The sequence below is a fragment of the Polaromonas sp. P1_G1 genome, from assembly GCF_056405595.1.
Map to the genome: position 1 here is coordinate 11,946 of NZ_JBFUBU010000069.1, position 19,021 is coordinate 30,966.

Annotated in this window: 17 protein-coding genes, 1 tRNA gene and 1 pseudogene; 5 read left to right on the top strand and 14 right to left on the bottom strand. The window is 62.4% G+C overall.

What is annotated here, in order from left to right:
* Positions 1-44: 44 nt before the first annotated feature.
* The 6 genes from AC1D1Y_RS24365 to AC1D1Y_RS24390 form a co-directional block, all read right to left on the bottom strand.
* The gene (locus AC1D1Y_RS24365) at positions 45-944 is read right to left on the bottom strand and encodes an alpha/beta fold hydrolase (protein WP_477684613.1); all 900 of its coding nucleotides are present in this window, start codon (positions 942-944) and stop codon (positions 45-47) included.
* 81 nt (positions 945-1,025) lie between these two features.
* Positions 1,026-1,856, bottom strand: coding sequence for a 2OG-Fe(II) oxygenase (locus tag AC1D1Y_RS24370; protein WP_477684614.1), 831 nt, complete (start codon positions 1,854-1,856; stop codon positions 1,026-1,028).
* Between the two features lie 25 nt (positions 1,857-1,881).
* A complete protein-coding gene (gene yaaA / locus AC1D1Y_RS24375; protein ID WP_477684615.1) occupies positions 1,882-2,658 on the bottom strand; it encodes a peroxide stress protein YaaA in 777 nt (258 codons plus the stop codon).
* A gap of 81 nt (positions 2,659-2,739) precedes the next feature.
* Positions 2,740-3,330: a DUF3501 family protein gene (locus AC1D1Y_RS24380; protein ID WP_477684616.1), complete on the bottom strand. Its 591-nt coding sequence runs from the start codon at positions 3,328-3,330 to the stop codon at positions 2,740-2,742.
* A gap of 15 nt (positions 3,331-3,345) precedes the next feature.
* A complete protein-coding gene (locus tag AC1D1Y_RS24385) occupies positions 3,346-4,695 on the bottom strand; it encodes a heterodisulfide reductase-related iron-sulfur binding cluster (protein WP_477684617.1) in 1,350 nt (449 codons plus the stop codon).
* A 101-nt stretch (positions 4,696-4,796) separates the two neighbouring features.
* Positions 4,797-5,219 carry a rubrerythrin family protein gene (locus AC1D1Y_RS24390; protein WP_411879083.1) on the bottom strand — a complete coding sequence of 141 codons (423 nt, stop codon included), beginning with the start codon at positions 5,217-5,219 and terminating at the stop codon, positions 4,797-4,799.
* Between the two features lie 303 nt (positions 5,220-5,522).
* Between AC1D1Y_RS24390 and AC1D1Y_RS24395 the strand changes: the two genes are divergently transcribed.
* The 3 genes from AC1D1Y_RS24395 (at position 5,523) to AC1D1Y_RS24405 (ending at position 10,542) form a co-directional block, all read left to right on the top strand.
* A complete protein-coding gene (locus AC1D1Y_RS24395; protein WP_477684618.1) occupies positions 5,523-7,304 on the top strand; it encodes an FAD-dependent oxidoreductase in 1,782 nt (593 codons plus the stop codon).
* Positions 7,301-7,522: a DUF2783 domain-containing protein gene (locus AC1D1Y_RS24400; protein ID WP_477684619.1), complete on the top strand. Its 222-nt coding sequence runs from the start codon at positions 7,301-7,303 to the stop codon at positions 7,520-7,522. The genes AC1D1Y_RS24395 and AC1D1Y_RS24400 overlap by 4 nt, the downstream gene beginning before the upstream one ends.
* 71 nt (positions 7,523-7,593) lie before the next feature.
* Positions 7,594-10,542, top strand: a complete 2,949-nt coding sequence (locus AC1D1Y_RS24405) for a valine--tRNA ligase (RefSeq protein WP_477684620.1) — start codon at positions 7,594-7,596, stop codon at positions 10,540-10,542.
* Between the two features lie 183 nt (positions 10,543-10,725).
* On the opposite strand, the gene AC1D1Y_RS24410 is transcribed toward AC1D1Y_RS24405, so the two are convergent.
* A complete protein-coding gene (locus AC1D1Y_RS24410; RefSeq protein ID WP_477684621.1) occupies positions 10,726-11,745 on the bottom strand; it encodes an NAD(P)-dependent oxidoreductase in 1,020 nt (339 codons plus the stop codon).
* 125 nt (positions 11,746-11,870) lie between these two features.
* On the opposite strand from AC1D1Y_RS24410, the gene galU reads away from it, so the two are divergent.
* Complete coding sequence (gene galU, locus AC1D1Y_RS24415) at positions 11,871-12,791, top strand: UTP--glucose-1-phosphate uridylyltransferase GalU (protein WP_477684622.1); 921 nt, start codon at positions 11,871-11,873, stop codon at positions 12,789-12,791.
* An 18-nt stretch (positions 12,792-12,809) separates the two neighbouring features.
* Here galU and AC1D1Y_RS24420 read toward each other — a convergent pair whose 3' ends face one another.
* From AC1D1Y_RS24420 to cysM, 3 genes are all read right to left on the bottom strand, one after another.
* Positions 12,810-13,037 carry a sulfurtransferase TusA family protein gene (locus AC1D1Y_RS24420; RefSeq protein ID WP_092130867.1) on the bottom strand — a complete coding sequence of 76 codons (228 nt, stop codon included), beginning with the start codon at positions 13,035-13,037 and terminating at the stop codon, positions 12,810-12,812.
* Between the two features lie 85 nt (positions 13,038-13,122).
* The gene (locus AC1D1Y_RS24425; RefSeq protein WP_477684623.1) at positions 13,123-13,656 is read right to left on the bottom strand and encodes an NUDIX hydrolase; all 534 of its coding nucleotides are present in this window, start codon (positions 13,654-13,656) and stop codon (positions 13,123-13,125) included.
* Between the two features lie 104 nt (positions 13,657-13,760).
* Positions 13,761-14,663 carry a cysteine synthase CysM gene (gene cysM, locus AC1D1Y_RS24430; protein WP_477684624.1) on the bottom strand — a complete coding sequence of 301 codons (903 nt, stop codon included), beginning with the start codon at positions 14,661-14,663 and terminating at the stop codon, positions 13,761-13,763.
* Positions 14,664-14,702: 39 nt separating this feature from the next.
* On the opposite strand from cysM, the gene AC1D1Y_RS24435 reads away from it, so the two are divergent.
* Positions 14,703-14,787 (top strand) — tRNA-Leu (locus AC1D1Y_RS24435).
* Between the two features lie 129 nt (positions 14,788-14,916).
* On the opposite strand, the gene AC1D1Y_RS24440 is transcribed toward AC1D1Y_RS24435, so the two are convergent.
* The 4 genes and pseudogenes from AC1D1Y_RS24440 to AC1D1Y_RS24455 all read right to left on the bottom strand — a co-directional run.
* Positions 14,917-15,177: a hypothetical protein gene (locus AC1D1Y_RS24440; protein ID WP_477684625.1), complete on the bottom strand. Its 261-nt coding sequence runs from the start codon at positions 15,175-15,177 to the stop codon at positions 14,917-14,919.
* 41 nt (positions 15,178-15,218) lie between these two features.
* Entirely contained in the window at positions 15,219-15,647 is a 429-nt protein-coding gene (locus tag AC1D1Y_RS24445; protein WP_477684626.1) for a hypothetical protein, read from the bottom strand.
* A 106-nt stretch (positions 15,648-15,753) separates the two neighbouring features.
* A complete protein-coding gene (locus AC1D1Y_RS24450; protein ID WP_477684627.1) occupies positions 15,754-18,423 on the bottom strand; it encodes an Ig-like domain repeat protein in 2,670 nt (889 codons plus the stop codon).
* A gap of 47 nt (positions 18,424-18,470) precedes the next feature.
* Positions 18,471-19,021 (bottom strand): annotated as a pseudogene (locus AC1D1Y_RS24455) (RHS repeat domain-containing protein); the annotation flags it as partial.

Here is a 19,021-nt window from a genome sequence, read left to right on the forward strand (position 1 = left end):
TTCCCTGCCTTCCCCCAGCGGGGGAAGGAGAAAGCGATTGCCTTTTACATAGTGGCTGCGGCCTTGAAATGGGGAATCAAGAGTGCGAGCAGGCGCTCCACCACACCGGGCGGCAAATCATGGCCCATGCCTTCAATGCTTTCAAAACGCGCACCCGGAATGCGCCTGGCCGTGTCCTGGCCGCAGGCCATGGGCACCAACGGGTCGGCGCGGCCGTGCAGCACCAGCGTGGGCGCCGTCACCCTGGCCAGCGCCGCGGCGCGCGTGCTGTCGGCGGCAATCGCCACCATCTGGCGCACGACGCCCTGCGGGTGGAAGCTGCGCTGCGCCGCCGCGGCAACTTTCTCGCGCAGCTCGGCGTCGGGCGTGGGAAAACCGGGGCTGCCGATGGCTTTCAGCAGCCTGGCGGTGTGGTCCACGGCGGCCTGCACGCCCTTGCCGGCGGGCCGGCTCAGCAGCACGCGGGTCACGGCCGGGCTGGCTTCGGGCAGGCCGCGCGCGCCGCTGGAACTCATGATGCTGGACAGGCTCAGCAGCCGCGAAGGCGCGAGCACCGCCAGGCGCTGCGCGACCATGCCGCCCATGCTGACACCCACCACATGCGCTTTGGCGATGTTGAGCGCGTCCAGCACGCCCAGGGTGTCGGCGGCCATGTCTTCGATGCTGTAAGGCGCGCGTATGCGCCAGCCCAGGCGGAACTTGAGCCCCTCCCAGAGCAGGCTGGGCGTGCCCAGGTGGTCGAAGTGCTGGGACAAGCCTATGTCGCGGTTGTCAAGGCGCACAACGCGAAAACCCGCATCGGCAATCGCCTGCACCATGGCCGGCGGCCAGGCGATCAGCTGCATGCCCAGGCCCATGATGAGCAGCACCACAGGGCGGCCGGTGGCGTCGCCGGGGTGGGTGTCTTCGATTTCAATATCGATCTGGTTGGCTTTGATTTTCATGGTGGATTATGGTCCCCGCCCCTGGAAGCGTGCCAATCGCAGCGTCGCCCACGCGTCACGGTGCACTCTTCAACAGGGGTGTTACACAAACTCCCGCTCGCGGAGCCACTTGGTGGCAATCCACTTCTCGCCCGTTTTTACGGGCTCGCCACCGTGCAGCGTGAGGCTGGCCGGATGCGCCAGCGCGTAGCTGAAAAACACCGCACTGCCGCGCTGCGGCCGCACACGAAGGCCTATGTCGGGGAATACCGTGGCGCCGCCCTCCTCGGGCTCCTGCAAGTACATGATCAGGCTGGCCACACGCTGGCCGCCGCGCCGCAGGATGGCCGCAGTGCCGGGTTCGCCGGGATCGAAGTAGTCGTAGTGCGGTTTGTATTCCGCGCCGCGCCGGTAGCGCAGCACCTGCAGGCCTTCGCCGTTGTGCACCGGCCAGTTCAGCAATTTGGCGATCCGCGCCTCGATGCGGCTCACCACCTCGTTCTCGCCGCGCGTGTAAAACATGCCATGGCTGGTGCGGTCATGGTTCAGTTCTTCGCCGCCGGTGCGGATGTCCACGGTCAGCGAGCGCGCCAGGCGCGGCTCGGCCGCTTCCATCAGTGCCTCGCATTCGGCCGTGCTGAGCAGGTTGCCGAAGACCCACAGCTCGGGCGCGCTGCGATGCTCGCTCACCGTCACCCATTTGTCGCCCGCGTCCACCATGGCGCCGGAGGCATCGGCCTTGACCCAGGGCACGGCCTGCGCGGGCTGCGGTATTGCGGCGACGGGCGCCGGCAGGCCCAGGGCCTGGTTGGCGGCGGCCGCGTGCCAGCCGGCATCCAGCAGCGCCTGGAACACCTCGTGCGGCGTGTAGCCGGCCGCGAGCTGCGCCGCCACCCAGTCCTGCATCTCGCGCGTGAGGGTCTGGGCTTGCATGGCGGGCTGAAGGTGATGCGGCCGTTCAGGCGGCCTGTGTGCGCCGGAACACCAGCCGGTCGGGTCCGGAGGCCTTGGGGTCGAAGCGGTAACCCTCGGCGTCAAAGTTTTCAAGCTTTTTCACCGTGGCGATTTTTTTCTCGATCGCGTAGCGCGCCATGAGGCCGCGCGCGCGCTTCGCGAAGAAGCTGATGACCTTGTACTTGCCGCCCTTGAACTCCTCGAACACACAGCTCACCACGCGCGCCTTGAGCGCCTTGCGGTCCACGGCCTTGAAGTATTCCTCGCTGGCCAGGTTGATGATGACGGGCGAGGTGTCGGCGGCGGCGCGCTCATTGAGGTAGGCGGAAATCTGCGAGCCCCAGAACTGGTAGAGGTTTTTGCCTTGGGGCGTGGCCAGCGCCGTGCCCATTTCAAGCCGGTAGGGCTGCATGCGGTCCAGCGGACGCAGCACGCCGTAGAGGCCGCTCAGGATGCAGAGATGGTCTTGCGCCCAGGCGAGCTGGGCCTCGTTCAGTGTTTTGGCATTGAGGCCGCCATACACGTCGCCGTCAAAAGCCAGCGCGGCCTGCTTGGAATTTTTCGCTGTGAACCTGGGCGACCAGGCCTGGTAGCGCGCCACGTTCAGGCCCGCCAGCGCGTCCGACAGCTTCATCAGCGTGCCGATCTGCTGCGGGGTCTGGGTCTTGAGCACGTCAATGAGCTGGGCCGACTGGCGGGTAAAGAGGGGTTGGGTATGGGTGGCGACGTGCGGCGGCGTGTCGTAGTCCAGCGACTTGGCCGGCGAGATGAGGAACAGCATGCTTGGAATTGTTGGAGTAAGGGCGAAACCTCCACTTTACGACAGGCACAGAACGGCACAGACAGCTGCCACCAAAAAGCCTTAATGCAGATCGCTGGCCAATGACGCCAATGTTTCCGCTGGAATTGTCGTATGCGCCGGGTAATGCGTGTGGTCGCAGCCCAGCTTGACACTGGCGCCGGCCTTGACCGCCGCGCACATGGCCGGGTCCAGTTCGAAGCGCACAAAGTGCACGGCCGAGGTTTTCTCGTCGTTTTCGCGGTCCATGTCTTCATCAGCGATCGCGTAGACACGCGCATGGCCTTCGACTTCCACAAACATGCGGTCTTCCACGCCTATCAGCCGCGCCAGTTCGCGCTTGCGCTCGTTGACGTCGGGGTACTCCAGCATCAGCGTGCCCTTCCAGTTGCTGCCGTCGGGCACCAGCGGGGCATAGGCTTCGATCTCTTGCTCTATCCCTTCCTCTTCAAAGATCTTTTCCACGCGCAACATCTCCTGGATCTGGTAGCGGATGCTGGTTTCGCTTTCAAACTGCAGGTTGATGTGCTCCCCCAGGCGCACGCTGCGCAGCTTGCGGTGGGCGATGATGGCGGCCTTGTTTTCCTTGCGGTATTTGCTGTAGGCCTCCAGCGTCATCAGGGAGTCGCGGGTGATCTTTCCGGTGGTCTTCATGGCGGCCCTCATTCCTTACTTGAGGCCGTAGGCCGTGCGTATCAAAGTGAGCGGATGCTTTTGCGGCGGCGCACCCAGGCTGTTGACCTCAAAGCCCTGGGCGATGTGGTGGCCGCCCAGCGGGCAGTCGCTGCTGATCACGTCGGGCAGGCCGCCGTCTTTGTGGCTGGCCATGGCCTTGAAGAGCGGTTTGCCGATCTTCATGGCCTGCTGGTGGTAGGGCACCTTGACGCCGAAGGTGCCGGCATGGCCCGAGCAGCGCTCGTGCGTATGCACGCTGGTGCCGGGCACCATCTTGAGCATCTCTTCAGTTTTTTTGCCGATGTTCTGCACCCGGCCGTGGCAGGGGATCTGGTAGCTGACCTTGCCCAGCGGCATGCTGAACTCCGTCTTGAGCAGGCCGTCGCGTTTGCGCGCCATCAGGTATTCAAACGGGTCCCACATGTGCTCCTTGACGAGTTGCACCTCGGCGTCATCGGGGTACATCAGCGGCAGTTCCTGCTTGAACATCAGGGTGCAGCTGGGCACGGCACTCAGGATGGCGTAGCCGTCTCTGGCGTACTTCACGAGCACCGGGATGTTGGCCTCCTTGCTGCTGTTCACCGATACCAGGTCGCCGAGCTCCAGCTTGGGCATGCCGCAGCATTTCTCTTTTTCGACCAGCACATAGGGCACTTCGTTGTGGTCCAGCACCTTGAGCAGGTCGTGGCCTATGCCGGGCTCGTTGTAGTTGATGTAGCAGGTGGAATAGATCGCCACCTTGCCGGGTGTCTTGGCGCCGTCTTTCACCGCGTGCGGCGGTGATTCGGGCGCGCCGGAGCGGAACTTCTTCGTGGCGAGGTCCGGCAGCCAGGCGTTCTTGTCGACGCCCAGCACTTTTTCCATCACGGCGCGCGCCGGTTTGGTCTTGTTGACCGCATTGGCCACCTGGACCACGATGGGGATGCCGGCAAACTGGCCGTGCACGTCGGTGGACGACAAAAACCTTTCACCCGCGCCGACTTCGCCTTTCTTGAACTTGATGGCCTTGGCGCGCAGCATGGTGTGGGGAAAGTCGAGATTGAACTCGTGCGGCGGCACATAGGGACACTTGGTCATGTAGCAGAGGTCGCACATATAGCACTGGTCGACCACCTTCATGTAGTCCTTCTTGTCCACGCCATCGACCTCGCCGGTCTTGCTTTCGTCAACCAGGTCGAACAGCGTGGGGAAGGCGCCGCACAGGCTCACGCAGCGGCGGCAGCCATGGCAGATGTCGAAGATGCGCTCCATCTCATGGAGGGCCGCGTCTTCGTTGTAGAAGTCCGGATTTTTCCAGTCGATCGCGTGGCGCGTGGGCGCCTGGAGGTTGCCTTCTGTGGCCATGCTTGCCTCTTCTTGTGAATCTCACGTGGAGTTTGAGAAAAGACTCTCGTGCGGAGTCTTTTCCAAAACCCGCCACGCCTTGCGGCGCAGCGAGAAGTCAGTTAATCGACGAGTTCGGCCAATGCTTTGGTGTAGCGATTGGCATGGGATCGTTCTGCCTTGGCCAGGGTTTCAAACCAGTCGGCCACTTCGTCATGGCCTTCGTCGCGTGCGGTCTTGGCCATGCCGGGGTACATGTCGGTGTACTCGTGGGTTTCGCCGGCCACGGCGGACGCGAGGTTGTCGCGCGTGGCGCCGAAGGGCATGCCGGTGGCGGGGTCGCCGCATTGCTCCAGCCATTCGAGGTGGCCGTGGGCATGGCCGGTTTCACCTTCCGCGGTGGAGCGGAACAGCGCCGCGACATCGGGCTGGCCTTCAACGTCGGCCTTGTTCGCAAAATAGAGGTAGCGGCGGTTGGCCTGCGATTCGCCGGCAAATGCGGCTTTCAGGTTCTCTTCCGTCCTGGAGCCTTTGAGAGCAGCCATGGAAATCTCCTTCGTGGGTTGATGGATGAACAAATCGCCAATGCTTCAAGCCCCTGCCCCAAAAGTCCAGGCGCGAAGACCGAAGACCAAAACACCTTAGACCTGTTCGGCCGCTTCGTCTAATTGCCGGAATCAATGCATGAAATTGATAAAAACTATAAATACGTAAGCATTAATAACAATCATCAATTACAAGCCGCGCCGTCATAGCGCTTCCGCGCTGGAGAGTCGAGGCTGCCCTCCTCATAATTACGTTATGGTAGATTGATTACGAATAGGTAAACAAGACAAGAGGCGCAGCCCATGCCCGAGACAACACCCATCCATAACAAGCCGCCCGCCACCCTGGCCGCCGCCTTCACCAACGGCTACGAATTCGCCCAGGGCGCGGGCTACACCCTGCCCGAATACCCTTTCGTCGAGCCGCCGGAGCTGCACACGGGCGAGGTCAAGCGCCACGCCGTCGCCATCGTGGGCGGCGGCATCACCGGGCTGACGCTGGCCTGCGCGCTGGCGCAGTACGGCATCAAAGCCGTGCTGCTGGACGAGGACAACACCGTGGGCGTGAAAGGTGCCTCCTCGCGCGGCATCTGCTATGCCCAGAAAAGCCTGGAAATCTTCAAGCGCCTGGGCATTTACGAACGCATCGCGGCCCGGGGCGTGCAGTGGAGCGTGGGCCGCACCTTCGCGGGCAGCGACGAGGTCTACGCCTTTGACCTGCGCCAGCAGCAGACGCATTCGCTGAGCCGCCAGCCGCCCTTTATCAACATCCAGCAGTTTTATGTCGAGGGTTTCCTGGTCGAGCAGCTCTACAGTCCCGCGCCCGAAGATCGCCTGGTCGACATTCGCTGGAACCACCGTGTCACCAGCTTCGAACAGAACCAGGACTTCGCGACGCTGCGGCTGGAAACCCCGGCCGGCGCCTACACCCTGGAGGCTGAGCACGTGATCGACTGCAGCGGCTCGCGCAGCCCGTTTCGCGCCTGGTGCGGCGCCGCGGTGACGGCGCAGCAGGGCGACGACCGCTGGTGCATTGCCGACGTGCGCTTCAAGAACCCGCCGCCGGTGGAGCGCCACACCTGGATAGAAGCGCCCTTTAACGAAGGCCGGGCCGTCTGGCAGCACCTGATGGCCGACGGCGTCTGGCGCATCGACTACCAGATGCCGCCGCACGCCAAACCGGAAGACGTCAGCCGCGAGGACGTGGTGCGCGCCCGCCTCAAGGCGCAGTTCAAAAGCCAGTCGGGCAAGGTGCTCGACGACGGCGACTATGAAATCGTCTGGGTCGGCCCCTATGCCTACCGCAGCGAATGCCTGGACAGCCTGCGCCACGGCCGCGTGTTTTTTGCCGGCGATGCGGCCCACGTGATGAGCCCCTTCGGTGCGCGCGGCGGCAACTCGGGCGTGCAGGATGCCGACAACCTGGCCTGGAAGCTGGCCGCCGTGCTGCAGGGCCGCGCCGCGCCCGCCCTGCTGGGCAGCTACCACCACGAGCGGCACGAGGCGGCCACGCACAACGTATTGGTCACCAACCGCACGGCGCGCTTTCTGCGTCCGGCCGACGGCGCCGAGAGGCTGTTCCGCACTGCGGCGCTGGGCCTGGCGCGCGAGCATGTGTTCGCGCGGCAACTCGTCAACACCGGCCGCATGTCCACGCCCAACCACTACACACGCTCGGGCGCCTGTGCCGGGTCCGGCGGGCGCGCGACGCAGAACGTGGGATTTGCCTGGCCGGGCGGCCGCCCTGGCGAGCTGCTGGAGCTGCTGGCCTGGGCCCAGGGCCGTTTGCTGCTGCTGGCTTTTGGCGATGTCTCCCCCGTCGCGCTGGCGCGCCTGGCGGCGCTGTCGGCGGAAGCCGGCATCCGCTGCGTGCAGGTGGTGGGCCCCGGTGAGAAGGCCGCGGCCGTGGAACACGTGATTGACGACCAGGGCCACCTGCAGGCGACCTGCCACGTTTTCGGCCATGCCTGGGCGCTGCTGCGGCCCGACGGCCACGTCGCCGCCACCGGCGAGAGCGTGGACGCCTCGCTGGTCCACGCGGTGGCCGCCGCGCTGGGCGCACCCACCGGAAAGGACACCACATGAAACCCGACAGCCCCCTGAGCACGCGCCTGCATTTCCAGGACGCGGACGCGTTTTACGAATGCCTGCTGGACGCCCACCAGGGCCTGAGCCGCGAGGAATCCGAGCTGCTCAATGCCCGGCTGATCCTGCTGATGGCCAACCAGCTGGGCGACACCGCGGTGCTGCGGGCCTGTATTGCGGCCGCAAAGACATCGGGTCCGCCAGGGCGTACGGGCTAAAGCAGGTCCCGGGCCTTCCAGTCGAATAAAATCAGGGCAGTTTCCCCCAACCTCAAGGCGGCATCCCCTCGATGCCGTTTTTCATTGCCCCCATGACCAACGCTGCCGCCCCCGCCCTTGCCGATACCGCCACCCCTGCCGCGGAGGCCGTCAAAGTCCCGACACCGGGGCTGGACAGCCTGGCCAAATCCTTCGAGCCGGCCGCCATTGAGAGCCGCTGGGGCCCCGAATGGGAGCAAAGCGGCCAGTACGAGCCCACGCTGGACGCGGCCAAGCCCTCGTTCTCCATCCAGCTGCCGCCGCCCAACGTGACGGGCACGCTGCACATGGGCCATGCCTTCAACCAGACCATCATGGATTCGCTCACGCGCTACCACCGCATGCGCGGCCACAACACGCTGTGGGTGCCCGGCACCGACCACGCCGGCATCGCCACGCAGATCGTGGTGGAGCGCAAGCTGCAGGGTGAAGGCAAAAGCCGCCACGACCTGGGCCGCAAAAACTTCGTCGCCAAGGTCTGGGAATGGAARGAAGAGTCCGGCACCACCATCACGCGCCAGATGCGCCGCATGGGCGACTCGGTAGCCTGGAAGCACGAGTACTTCACCATGGACCCGAAAATGTCCACGGTCGTCACCTCGACCTTTGTGCAGCTCTATGAGCAGGGCCTGATCTACCGCGGCAAGCGCCTGGTGAACTGGGACCCGATCCTCAAGTCCGCCGTGTCCGACCTGGAAGTCGAGAACGAAGAGCGCGACAGCTTCATGTGGCACATCGAATATCCGTTCAGCGACGGTCCGCAGAAGGCCGCCGACGGCTCGCCGCTGCGCGGCATGCACATCGCCACCACCCGGCCCGAAACCATGCTGGCCGACGGCGCGCTGGCGGTGCACCCCGATGACGAACGCTACAAACACCTGGTCGGCAAGATGGTCGACCTGCCGCTGTGCGACCGCAAGATCCCGGTGATCACCGACGACTACGTCGACCCGGCCTTCGGCAGCGGCGTGGTGAAAATCACCGGCGCGCACGACTTCAACGACTACCAGGTCGCGCTGCGCCACGACCTGCCGCTGATCACCATCTTCACGCTGGACGCGAAGATCAACGAAAACGGCCCCGCGCAATACCAGGGCCTGGATCGCTACGACTGCCGCAAGGCCGTGCTCAAGGACCTCGAGGAGCAAGGCTTCCTCGAAAAAGCCGTGCCGCACAAAAACATGGTGCCGGTCTGCGCGCGCACCGGCGCGGTGGTCGAGCCCATGCTGACCGACCAGTGGTTTGTCGCGCTGAGCAAGGTCAGCGACCAAGACCCGACCGGAAAATCGATTGCGCAAAAAGCACGCGACGCGGTGAGCAGCGGCGAGGTCAAGTTTGTGCCCGAGCAGTGGGTCAACACCTACAACCAGTGGATGAACAACATCCAGGACTGGTGCATCTCGCGCCAGCTCTGGTGGGGCCACCAGATCCCGGCCTGGTATGACGAAGATGGCAAGGTCTATGTCGCCACCAGCGAAGAAGAGGCGCAGAAGCAGGCGCCCGGCAAAAAGCTCACGCGCGATGAAGATGTGCTGGACACCTGGTATTCGTCGGCGCTGGTGCCTTTCTCTTCCTTGGGCTGGCCCGAGAAGACCAAGGAACTGGACCTCTTTTTGCCTTCCAGCGTGCTGGTCACCGGCTACGACATCATCTTCTTCTGGGTCGCCCGGATGATCATGATGACCACACATTTCACCGGCCAGGTGCCGTTCAAGGACGTGTACATCCACGGCCTGGTGAAGGATGCCCAGGGCAAGAAGATGAGCAAGTCCGAAGGCAATGTGCTGGACCCGGTCGATTTGATCGACGGCATCGAGCTGGCGCCTTTGCTGGAAAAACGCTCGCAAGGCCTGCGCAAGCCCGAGACCGCGCCGCAGGTGCGCAAGAACACCGAAAAGGAATTTCCCGACGGCATTCCGGGCTACGGCGCCGATGCGCTGCGCTTCACTTTCGCTTCGCTGGCCAGCCTGGGCCGCAGCATCAACTTCGACAGCAAGCGCTGCGAAGGCTACCGCAACTTCTGCAACAAGCTCTGGAACGCATCCGTCTTCACTTTGATGAATTGCGAAGGCCGGGACTGCGGGCTTGAAGAACACAGCAAAGAGCAATGCGCGCCCGGCGGCGAGTTCCACAACTACCTGAGTTTCTCGCAGGCCGACCGCTGGATCTCGTCGACCATGCAGCGCGTCGAAGCCGACGTGGCCAAGGGCTTTGCCGACTACCGCCTCGACAACGTCGCCGGCAGCATCTACCAGTTTGTCTGGAATGAGTTCTGCGACTGGTACCTGGAAATCGCCAAGGTTCAAATCAGGGATGGCAGTGAAGCGCAAAAGCGCGCCACGCGCCGCACCCTGATCCGCACGCTGGAGGCCATCCTGCGCCTGGCGCACCCGGTGATTCCTTTCATCACGGAAGAGCTATGGCAAAAGGTTGCGCCCGTTGCCGGCAAGACGGGAAAATTCATCGGCGTCGCACCGTATCCACAAAGCCAGCCCGAGAAGATCGACGAGAAGGCCGAGGCCCACGTTGCCAAGCTCAAGACCCTGGTCGACGCCTGCCGCAACCTGCGCGGCGAGATGAAGGTCTCGCCGGCCACGCGCCTTCCGCTGTTTGTGGTCGGCGACAGCGCCTTCATGACCGGCATGGCGCCGGTGCTCAAGGCGCTGGCCAAGCTCAGCGAAGTCAAGGTCTTCGACAGTGAAACCGAGTGGGCCGCGGCCGCACAATCTGCGCCTGTGGCCATCGTCGGTGAAGCGCGCCTGTGCCTTTTCATGGAAGTCGATCTGGCGGCGGAAAAGATGCGCCTGCAAAAGGAAGAGACTCGCCTGACGGGAGAGATCGCCAAGTCCGAGACCAAGCTCGCCAATGAAGCTTTCGTCAGCAAGGTGCCCCCGGCCGTGCTGGAACAGGAACGCAAGCGCCTGGCCGATAACCAGGCGGCCCTGGCCAAAATCCGCGAGCAGCTGGCACGCTTGAAATAAAGCCGGAAGACCCGCCCACAAAAAAGCCCCGCTTGCGGGGCTTTTTTCATGGTGCCGCATGAAGGGCTCCCTTCAAGCAGGGGCCGCGGGACTGGCTTTGCCAGACCGCAGGCGCAGCGCCCCCCCGGGGGGCAGCGTATTACACGGAGCCGAAGGCGAAGTGAAAAGCGTGGGGGCCAACAGTCATCTGATCATGAACTCCGGCTCGGACCATTGGGAGGGTGTTACGCCACCCGGCAAATCCAGGCCCATGGAACCGCTGGGCAACTGGTCCATGCCGCTGTGCGGCACCGAGCCTATGGCCTCGTGCATGCGATGCGCCACATACCAGCTAGAGCGCAGGCGCGCCTCGCGTGTGTGCGAGCCCAGGCGCGGCGTGACGAACAAATTCTTCAGGCCCTTCAGCGGCGAGGTGTCGCCCAGGAAGCTGGCTTCGGCGCCGTCCAGGATGCAGGCCTCGATGCGGCCGTCGCACAGCGCCGCGGCCAGCGCGGCCTCGTCAAACAGTTCGCTGCGGCTGATGCCCACCCACAGCTGGTTGCGCCGGCAGGCGGCCAGCAGTTTTTCATTCACAAAGCCGCGGAAACGCGTGGCGTAAAGCATCTGCACCGAGACCGCATCGGCCTGGCTGACCAGTTCGGGCAGGGACACCGGCTGTATGCGCAGGCGCTCCCAGATCGGCGCCGTGTGGTGCACCGCCGGGTCGTAGCCGATAAGGCGCACGCCCAGGCCATTGAGCATGCCGGCCAGCGTGTGCGCCGTCGGCGCCAGGCCCAGGATGCCCACGGTGCTGCCGTGCAGTTCGCGGCCCATCTGCGTCGTCGGATGGCGGCGCCCCATCAGGGCCGAGACCAGGCCGCGGCGGTACAGCAGCAGCAGGCTGCTGAGCAGGTATTCGGCATTGGAGCGCACATTGGCGCTGCTGGCATGCACGACCTTGATGTCGCGCTCCTTGCAGGCCTCGAGGTCGGTGTTGTCCGTGCCCACATGCAGGCGGCCCACGGCCTTGATTTTGGGCAGAAAGTCAAGGAATTCGCGCGTCACCACGGTCTGCCGCGGAAACACGATACCCTTGGTCTTGTAGGCGATCTTGCGCAGCGAAGTCAGGTCGTCGGCGAGTTCGGGGTGGTAGCCCACGCTGTGGCGGGTCTCGAGCCAGGCCATGGCCTCGGGCACCAGCGCGTCAAGAAGTAAGATGTCCACCCAGTGAGTCCTTTTTCCTGCAGACCGCAATTCGCGCGGATTGACCACGTCAAGTCGGGCGTTTGTCCGACCTGAAACAATGTATCAACAACGCAACACTCTAGTCTTTTCCCCGATCAAAGTCGATGCAAAAATTTACATTACACAAAGCAGTGTTCCCGGTGGCCGGTCTCGGCACCCGGTTTCTACCGGCCACCAAGGCCCAGCCCAAGGAAATGCTCCCCGTCGTCGACAAGCCCTTGATCCAATACGCGGTCGAAGAGGCTTACGCGGCAGGCATCCGCCACATGATTTTTGTGACAGGACGCAATAAACGGGCCATAGAAGACCACTTTGATACTGCTTACGAGCTTGAGAATGAGCTTGAGGTAGCCCAAAAGCACAAGCTCCTGGACCTGGTCCGCTCCGTCCAGCCTGACGACATGAACTTTTCCTATGTGCGCCAGCCCCGCTCCCTGGGCCTGGGCCATGCGGTGCTGTGCGCCGAACACCTGGTCGGCCAGGAGGCTTTTGCCGTGCTGCTGGCCGACGACCTGATGGTCGGCCCCCAGGGCGGCAAATCCGTGCTGGCCCAGATGGCCGAGCAGTTCAAGGAAGTGCAGCAGTCCATCCTGGCGGTGCAGGAAGTGCCGCAGGACCAGACCCGCCGCTACGGCATCGTCGCCACCGACGGTGGCGCCAGCAAGGGCCTGATGAAAGTGAAAAAAATCGTCGAAAAACCCGCGCCCGAGGTGGCCCCGTCGCGCATGGGCGTTGCCGGCCGTTACATCCTGACGCCGGCCATCTTCGAGCACATCCGCAGCCAGAACGCCGGCGTGGGCGGCGAGCTGCAGCTCACCGACGGCATTTCAAGCCTGCTGGACAAAGAGACCGTTTATGCCTTTCAGTACGAGGGTAAACGCTATGACTGCGGCAGCAAGGAAGGCTTTCTGGAAGCCACCGTCGAGCTGGCGCTGCAGCACCCCGAGGTGGGCGTGCACTTCCGCAATTACCTCGACAACCTGCAGATCGGCTGGTCGGGCCGGGAACGCCGCAAGCAGGCTTGAACGAGAAAAGCGCCGCCTTTAGCGGCGCTTGAGCACGTGGATAAAGTCGCTGCCGGCGACTTGCTGCTCGACCAGTTCATTGCCCGTCTGCTTGGCAAAGGCCTGGAAATCCCGGGTCGAGCCCGAATCGGTGGACACCACACGCAGCAGCTGGCCGCTCAGCATTTCCGTCAGCGCCTTTTTGGCTTTCAGGATGGGCAGCGGGCAGTTCAGGCCGCGGGTGTCGAGTTCTTTGTCGATGTTCATGAAAATCCTTGGGTTGCCGCGATTTTAAGCAAAGCGCAATAGCCCTTTAACGGGCTTTACCCGAGGCCGCGCGGCATGCCCGGTCCTATTCCGTCCTCTTCGCCCATTCCACAAACTCCGGCTCATGCCCGCGCGTGCGCAGCCAGTCGGCCAGCGCATAGCCGGTGCCGGCGGGCCAGCATTTGAGCTTGTCCAGGTCGTAGAGCCGGTAATCCACCAGCTCGGGCGAGAGGCTGACCTCCCCCGTGCAGACCGCGTGGTAGGCGATGATGATCTGGTTCATGCGCTGGAAGTCGTAGACGCCTATCAGGTCCAGCGAGCTGGTTTCCAGGTTGGTTTCTTCCTTGATTTCGCGCGCAATCCCGCCCTGCGGCGTCTCGCCCGCCTCCATAAAACCCGTGATCAGCGCATACATCTTGCCCGGCCAGGCCGCGTTGCGCGCCAGCAGCACCTGGCCGTGGTATTCAATCACGGCAGCCAGCACCGGCGTCGGGTTGTTCCAATGGGTGAATCCGCAGGCCGGGCAGCGCAGCCTGGCCTTCTCGCCGCCGTCCTCCATCTGCGACACCATGGCCAGCGGCGTCGCGCAGTTCGGGCAAAACCGGAATTCATGGGTCATGGTGGGGGATCAGGATAAAAAGAAGGGAAAGGAAAGAAAGCGCGCCCGCCACCAGGGCTTCAGCAGCTTCGAACGCGCATCAGACGGGTAAAAAGAGGTGGCCCTCAAGCCGGAAACACGCCGGTCGACAGGTAACGGTCGCCCCGGTCGCAGACCACAAACACGATCACCGCGTTTTGCACGGTCTTGGCGATCTCTTGCGCCACCCAGAGGGCGCCCGCGGCCGAGATCCCGGCAAAGATACCTTCCTCGCGCGCCATGCGCCGGCACATGTCTTCGGCGTCGGCCTGGCTCACCAGCACCAGTTCATCGACCTGGCGCGGGTCATAAATCTTGGGCAGGTATTCCTGCGGCCATTTGCGGATGCCGGGGATGCGCGAACCCTCGCTGGGCTGGGCGCCAATCACCCTGATGGCCGGGTTTTTCTCCTTCAGGTAGCGCGAAACCCCGGTAATCGTGCCCGTCGTGCCCATGGCACTGACAAAATGTGTCACCTTGCCTGACGTATCTGTCCATATTTCGGGCCCCGTGGTCTCGTAATGGATGCGCGGATTGTCGGCATTGGCGAACTGGTCCAGCACCCGGCCCTTGCCCTCTTTCTGCATCTGGTCGGCCAGGTCGCGCGAGTATTCGATGCCCGCGCTTTTGGGCGTCAGGATCAGTTCCGCGCCAAAAGCCTTCATGGTCTGGGCCCGCTCAATGCTCAGGTCCTCCGGCATGATCAAAACCATCTTGTAACCCTTGATCGCCGCCGCCATGGCCAGGGCAATACCCGTATTGCCCGAAGTGGCTTCGATCAGCGTGTCGCCCGGTTTGATGTCGCCGCGCTCCTCGGCGCGCTTGATCATCGAGAGCGCCGGACGGTCTTTGACCGAGCCGGCCGGGTTGTTGCCTTCAAGCTTGCCGAGGATCACATTGCCCCGTGCGGCGTTCTCGGCGGCATGAATGCGTTGCAGCGCGACCAGAGGCGTTTTGCCAATCGCGTCTTCAATGGTGGGATAGTTCATGACCACACTGTGCCATAATTTGAGGCTTCGCTCATTCCAGCCCGGGTGGTGAAATTGGTAGACGCAGGGGACTCAAAATCCCCCGCCGAAAGGCGTGCCGGTTCGATTCCGGCCCCGGGCACCATGGCTTCTTCTTGAGCCGTGGGATGAACATGACGCCGCACCGCTTGGCGTGCCCAGGAAATGGGCGTTCTCATAGCCTCCTCTTGAATGCTCCGACACGATTGAGCCCAGCGCTCAGCTCAGAGTGAATTCAGCCTGGAGACTGATTCTTTAGAACGAGTCTGATGCCATAGCCGTAAGTGGCTAGAAAGACCACGGCTAACAGGAACTTGACCGGAGTGGGATAGGACGACTCCCCAAGTGGGGCTATCAGTGCCAGCCCGCCAATGAACCAAGTGAACCACGCCGCTGGCTTCAGGTTAATCATTTCAAGTTCAATCGTGCCTATCACAAACGAACCCACCAGCACCACAAGACTGGCCAGGATCGGATAGTTGTGAAAGAAGATCATGGCGCATTCCCCCTCTAGTCCAGCCGAGGGGCTCACTTCAATTAATTTTTCGTACGCTCGCCCGCGCTACGAGCTACAGCAGCGCGATAACAGAATGAAATTCCGATCACACCTATTGAACAGATCAGGAAAAAAATGTCGGTTTCCGATATCCACGGACCAAGCAAAGAACCAATTGTGACCAGACCGCAAAGCGCTCCAAAAACGATTTGCTTTGACCGTTCAACTATCGGTGGATAGCGAAGAAAGAGCGCAAGAAAACTTACAAGCAATACAGCGCCTGCAGCAAATGCAATGCGATATGGCAGATCGTTTAAGCGGCCAATTGGAGCTATCCCCGACCAATTACCTGTGATGTGCCCTTGAGCAAAATCCAGCACAGTAATTCCGAAGCTGGTCAAGAACGCTCCCAGCAAGATATAAGCAATCGCTAGGGTTCTAGCTCGGTAGAGTCGAGATGTTGTGTTCATTTGGACCAATGCTCAATATACAAATCATTCCGATGTTTACAGTGACAGGCGAAAAAGGAAATCTCACCCTCGCACAATGCAGGCCGACTGCATCCTCTTTGGCTCATTAGTTTGGCAAACATATATCACCGCACTGCATTGGATAGTCAATTGGAGCACTCGGGTTAGGACCTAAAAGTTGAGGAACTTGGCTACCCGGTTTATGCGAAAAATTGCCATCTGAATTTTGTCGATACCAATGATAGTCGCCTCCAATTAGTAATAATTTAGGCGGTTTTATAAATAGGCGGCCTAGGTGATATCCTGCCGGGCAAGCTCCATCAACTTTCGGTGACGTTGCTCCATCACGCCTCGTAGCGTCAAAAATGCTGTCGCAACTGAGCCGCCCATACTCCTTCCCGGAAGCACTGCCTGGATGATATCCAGCCTGCCCAAATAGATGTCCAGCCAGATTGCCGCTTTTATTCATCGCGTAGGAATAACAATTGTTTGATCGATAAAACGATTCGTTGGTATTTAGGCTTGGATCCCATATTGGAGCGGAAGGATTTTGCGCCGGATCCCTATACCAAGGATCAAGGCCGGACGGATCTACAAGGCTCAGCGGCTCTCCCCGCACATACGCAAACGTATTGATCCCTCCCTTCAGCCCAATCGGATCGGACTGCATATACCGCCCAGTGCGCGGGTTGTATTCGCGGTTCCAGTTCTGGAACAAGCCGCTTTCTGCATCAAACACCTGGCCCGGAAAGCGCTGGTTGAACGTGAACGCGCCCAGCCCACCCGGATTCTGATCCGGTGCTGTCGCGCCAAACGCCTCAGCCGAGTCCCAGCGCCAGGCGATGGCTTCGTCACTCTGGCGCGTGATGGTGCGTGGCGCCCCGAGTTGGTCGGTGGAGACGTTGTATAGGCTGATTGCGATGTCGCTCGCGCCTGCCGTGCCCGTCTGCTTGATAACGCCGACCGGACTACCCAGGTAGATGGTTTCGTAGATCGGGGCTCCGTTGATGTCGTATTCACCGAGCAGCTTGCCTTCATCGTCATAGACGTAGTAGGTGGCGCCTGTAGGTACTAGCGCCGTCGGTCCGGTCTTACCAACCCTCAACTCCAGCGCGTTGTAGCTGTAAGTGACCGTCCCGCCGGCATTCGTCATCGTCGCCAGACGGCCCCGGTCGCTATAGGTATAGGTGTTCGTTCCGTCGCTCGTGATATTGCCCGCCGCGTCATGCACCACGGTCGCCGCACCCCCCACATCCTGGGTCTGGCTCAGCTTGTTGCTGGTGGCCGAAATGGTGTTGGGGTAGCTGGTGCCGCTGATGACCTTGGCCGTGCGGTTGCCCGTGGCGTCATAGCTGTATTGAATCGCAATGCTGCCCAGGGTCGCGCTGATCAGGCGGTTCAGGTTGTCATAACCAAAGTTCTGGTCCAGTGAGGGAACGGGCGTTCCGTTGCTGACATGCGTGTAACCCGTGATGCGCCCCGCACTGTCGCGAACGATGGTGCGGCGAATACCAGTTCCGGTTGGATCACCAAGGTTGTAAGCACTGATCTGGCCGTTGGCGTCGTAGCTGATCGCCTGGGTCTTGGTGCTGGCCCATGTCCAGCCGGTCATCTTGCTTTCGGCATTGCGGGTGATGGCGCTCAGCATTGGCAAGGTGCTGCCGGTATTGGTGCCTACGCCGTTGGTATTTGGCGGGTTGACCGTAATGCCGGAAACATCGCCGTAGCTGTCATAGCTGTAATTGACACGCGTGCCACTCGGATAGGTGATGGCCGTGAGTTTGTCCAATGCGCTTCCGCTATCGCCCCAGGTGTAGCCAACGGTGAAGGTCCTGGCGCCCGTGGTCTGGACCTTGGATGTCTTGCGGCTCATGCTGTCGTAGGTGTAGACAGCCTGACCGGAGGCGTCGGTAATCTTCGTGAGCTGACCTATGGTGCCCGGGACAGGAGTCGTGCCGCCGTCGTATTCAAAGACGCTCCCCGTCCCCGTGGGGTAGCTGATGGTTTTGAGGCGATCCCCGTTGTCGTAGGTGTACTGGGTGAGTTTGCCGCGGGCGTCGGTTTTGGTGAGCAGTTTGCCGAGCGCGTCATAGGTGTACTGGCTGGCGCCCGTGTCGGGGCTGGTCTGGGCTGTGACATCACCGAGGCCGTTGGGGCTGTAAGTCGTGGCCAGGTTGCGCGGGTCGGTGACCTGGGTCAGGCCGTCGGCGGCGTTGTAGGCGAAGCTGGTCGTCGTGGGTGTGGCGCTTCCGGTGTTGGCCGGTTGCTGGGTCTGGATGGGTCGGCCCAGGCTGTCGTAGTAGGTGTAGCTGGCCAATCCGTTGGGGTCCAGCACTGTCGTCGGCCTGCCCATGGCGTCATAGCCGTACTGCCAGGTCATGGGGCCGGCCGTGGCGGCGTTGATGACGACGCTGATACCCGTGGAGGTCGATGGGTCGTTGTTGGTGTCGCCGGCATAGTCGGCGCTCAGGGTATGGCTGCCCAGGGCCAGGGCGCTGGTGCTCAGGCTGGCGACACCGGCTGTCACGGCGCTGCTGCCTATGGTTGCACCGCCGTCCTTGAAGGTGACGGTGCCGGTGGGGCTGGCGCCTGTGACGGTCGCTGTCAGCGTGACGCTTTGCCCGAGCGGGGCGGTGCCAGCGCTGCTTGAAAGCGCTGTGGTCGTCGGGCCGGCGGCAAGGACCACGGTCGGGGCCATGGCGATGAGCAGCACCAGGCGGCTTAGCCACGCGATGAAAGCCCGGGCGGGGGTTCGGGTGGGGCTAAGGCTGTGCATGCGAACTCCTCCTGCTTGAGTGGTACTTGTGGTGGTTGTGGTCGTGTTCAATTGCTCGCTCCCGTGACTTGTTGCACGCGGTTCAGGGCGTCGTAGACGCGCGTGATATTTCTTTGCAGGTTGCCCGAGGGGTCCTTGACCTGCTCGCCGGTTTTGTTGCCGGCGTTGTCGAGGGTGTAGGTCACCGAGTTTCCTTTGGCGTCGGTGATGCCTGTCAGGCGGTGGGCGGCGTCGTAGCTGTAGCCCAGGGTGGTGCCGTCAGGCAGGGTTGCGCCCGTCATCTGGCCTACGTTGTCGTAGGTGTAACTCGTGGTCCGGGCGGTACCGCCTGGCGGGGTCACCGTCACGCTGCTGGTCCAACCGCGTGGGGTGTAGGCCGTATCGGTGACCACACCATTGGGATCGACCATCTGGCGCACGCGCCCTGCCCTGTCGTACAGCGTGAACTGTGTGACATGGCCTGTTGGGCTCGTAATGGTCTGCAGGTCGCCGGCCGCGTGGCCGGTTTCGTTGGGCGCCGTGCCGCTGAAGGCCGCCGCCGTGTAGTAAGCGTAGGTCGTGGTGCGGTTCAGCGTGTCCTTGGCGGTCAGCATACGGC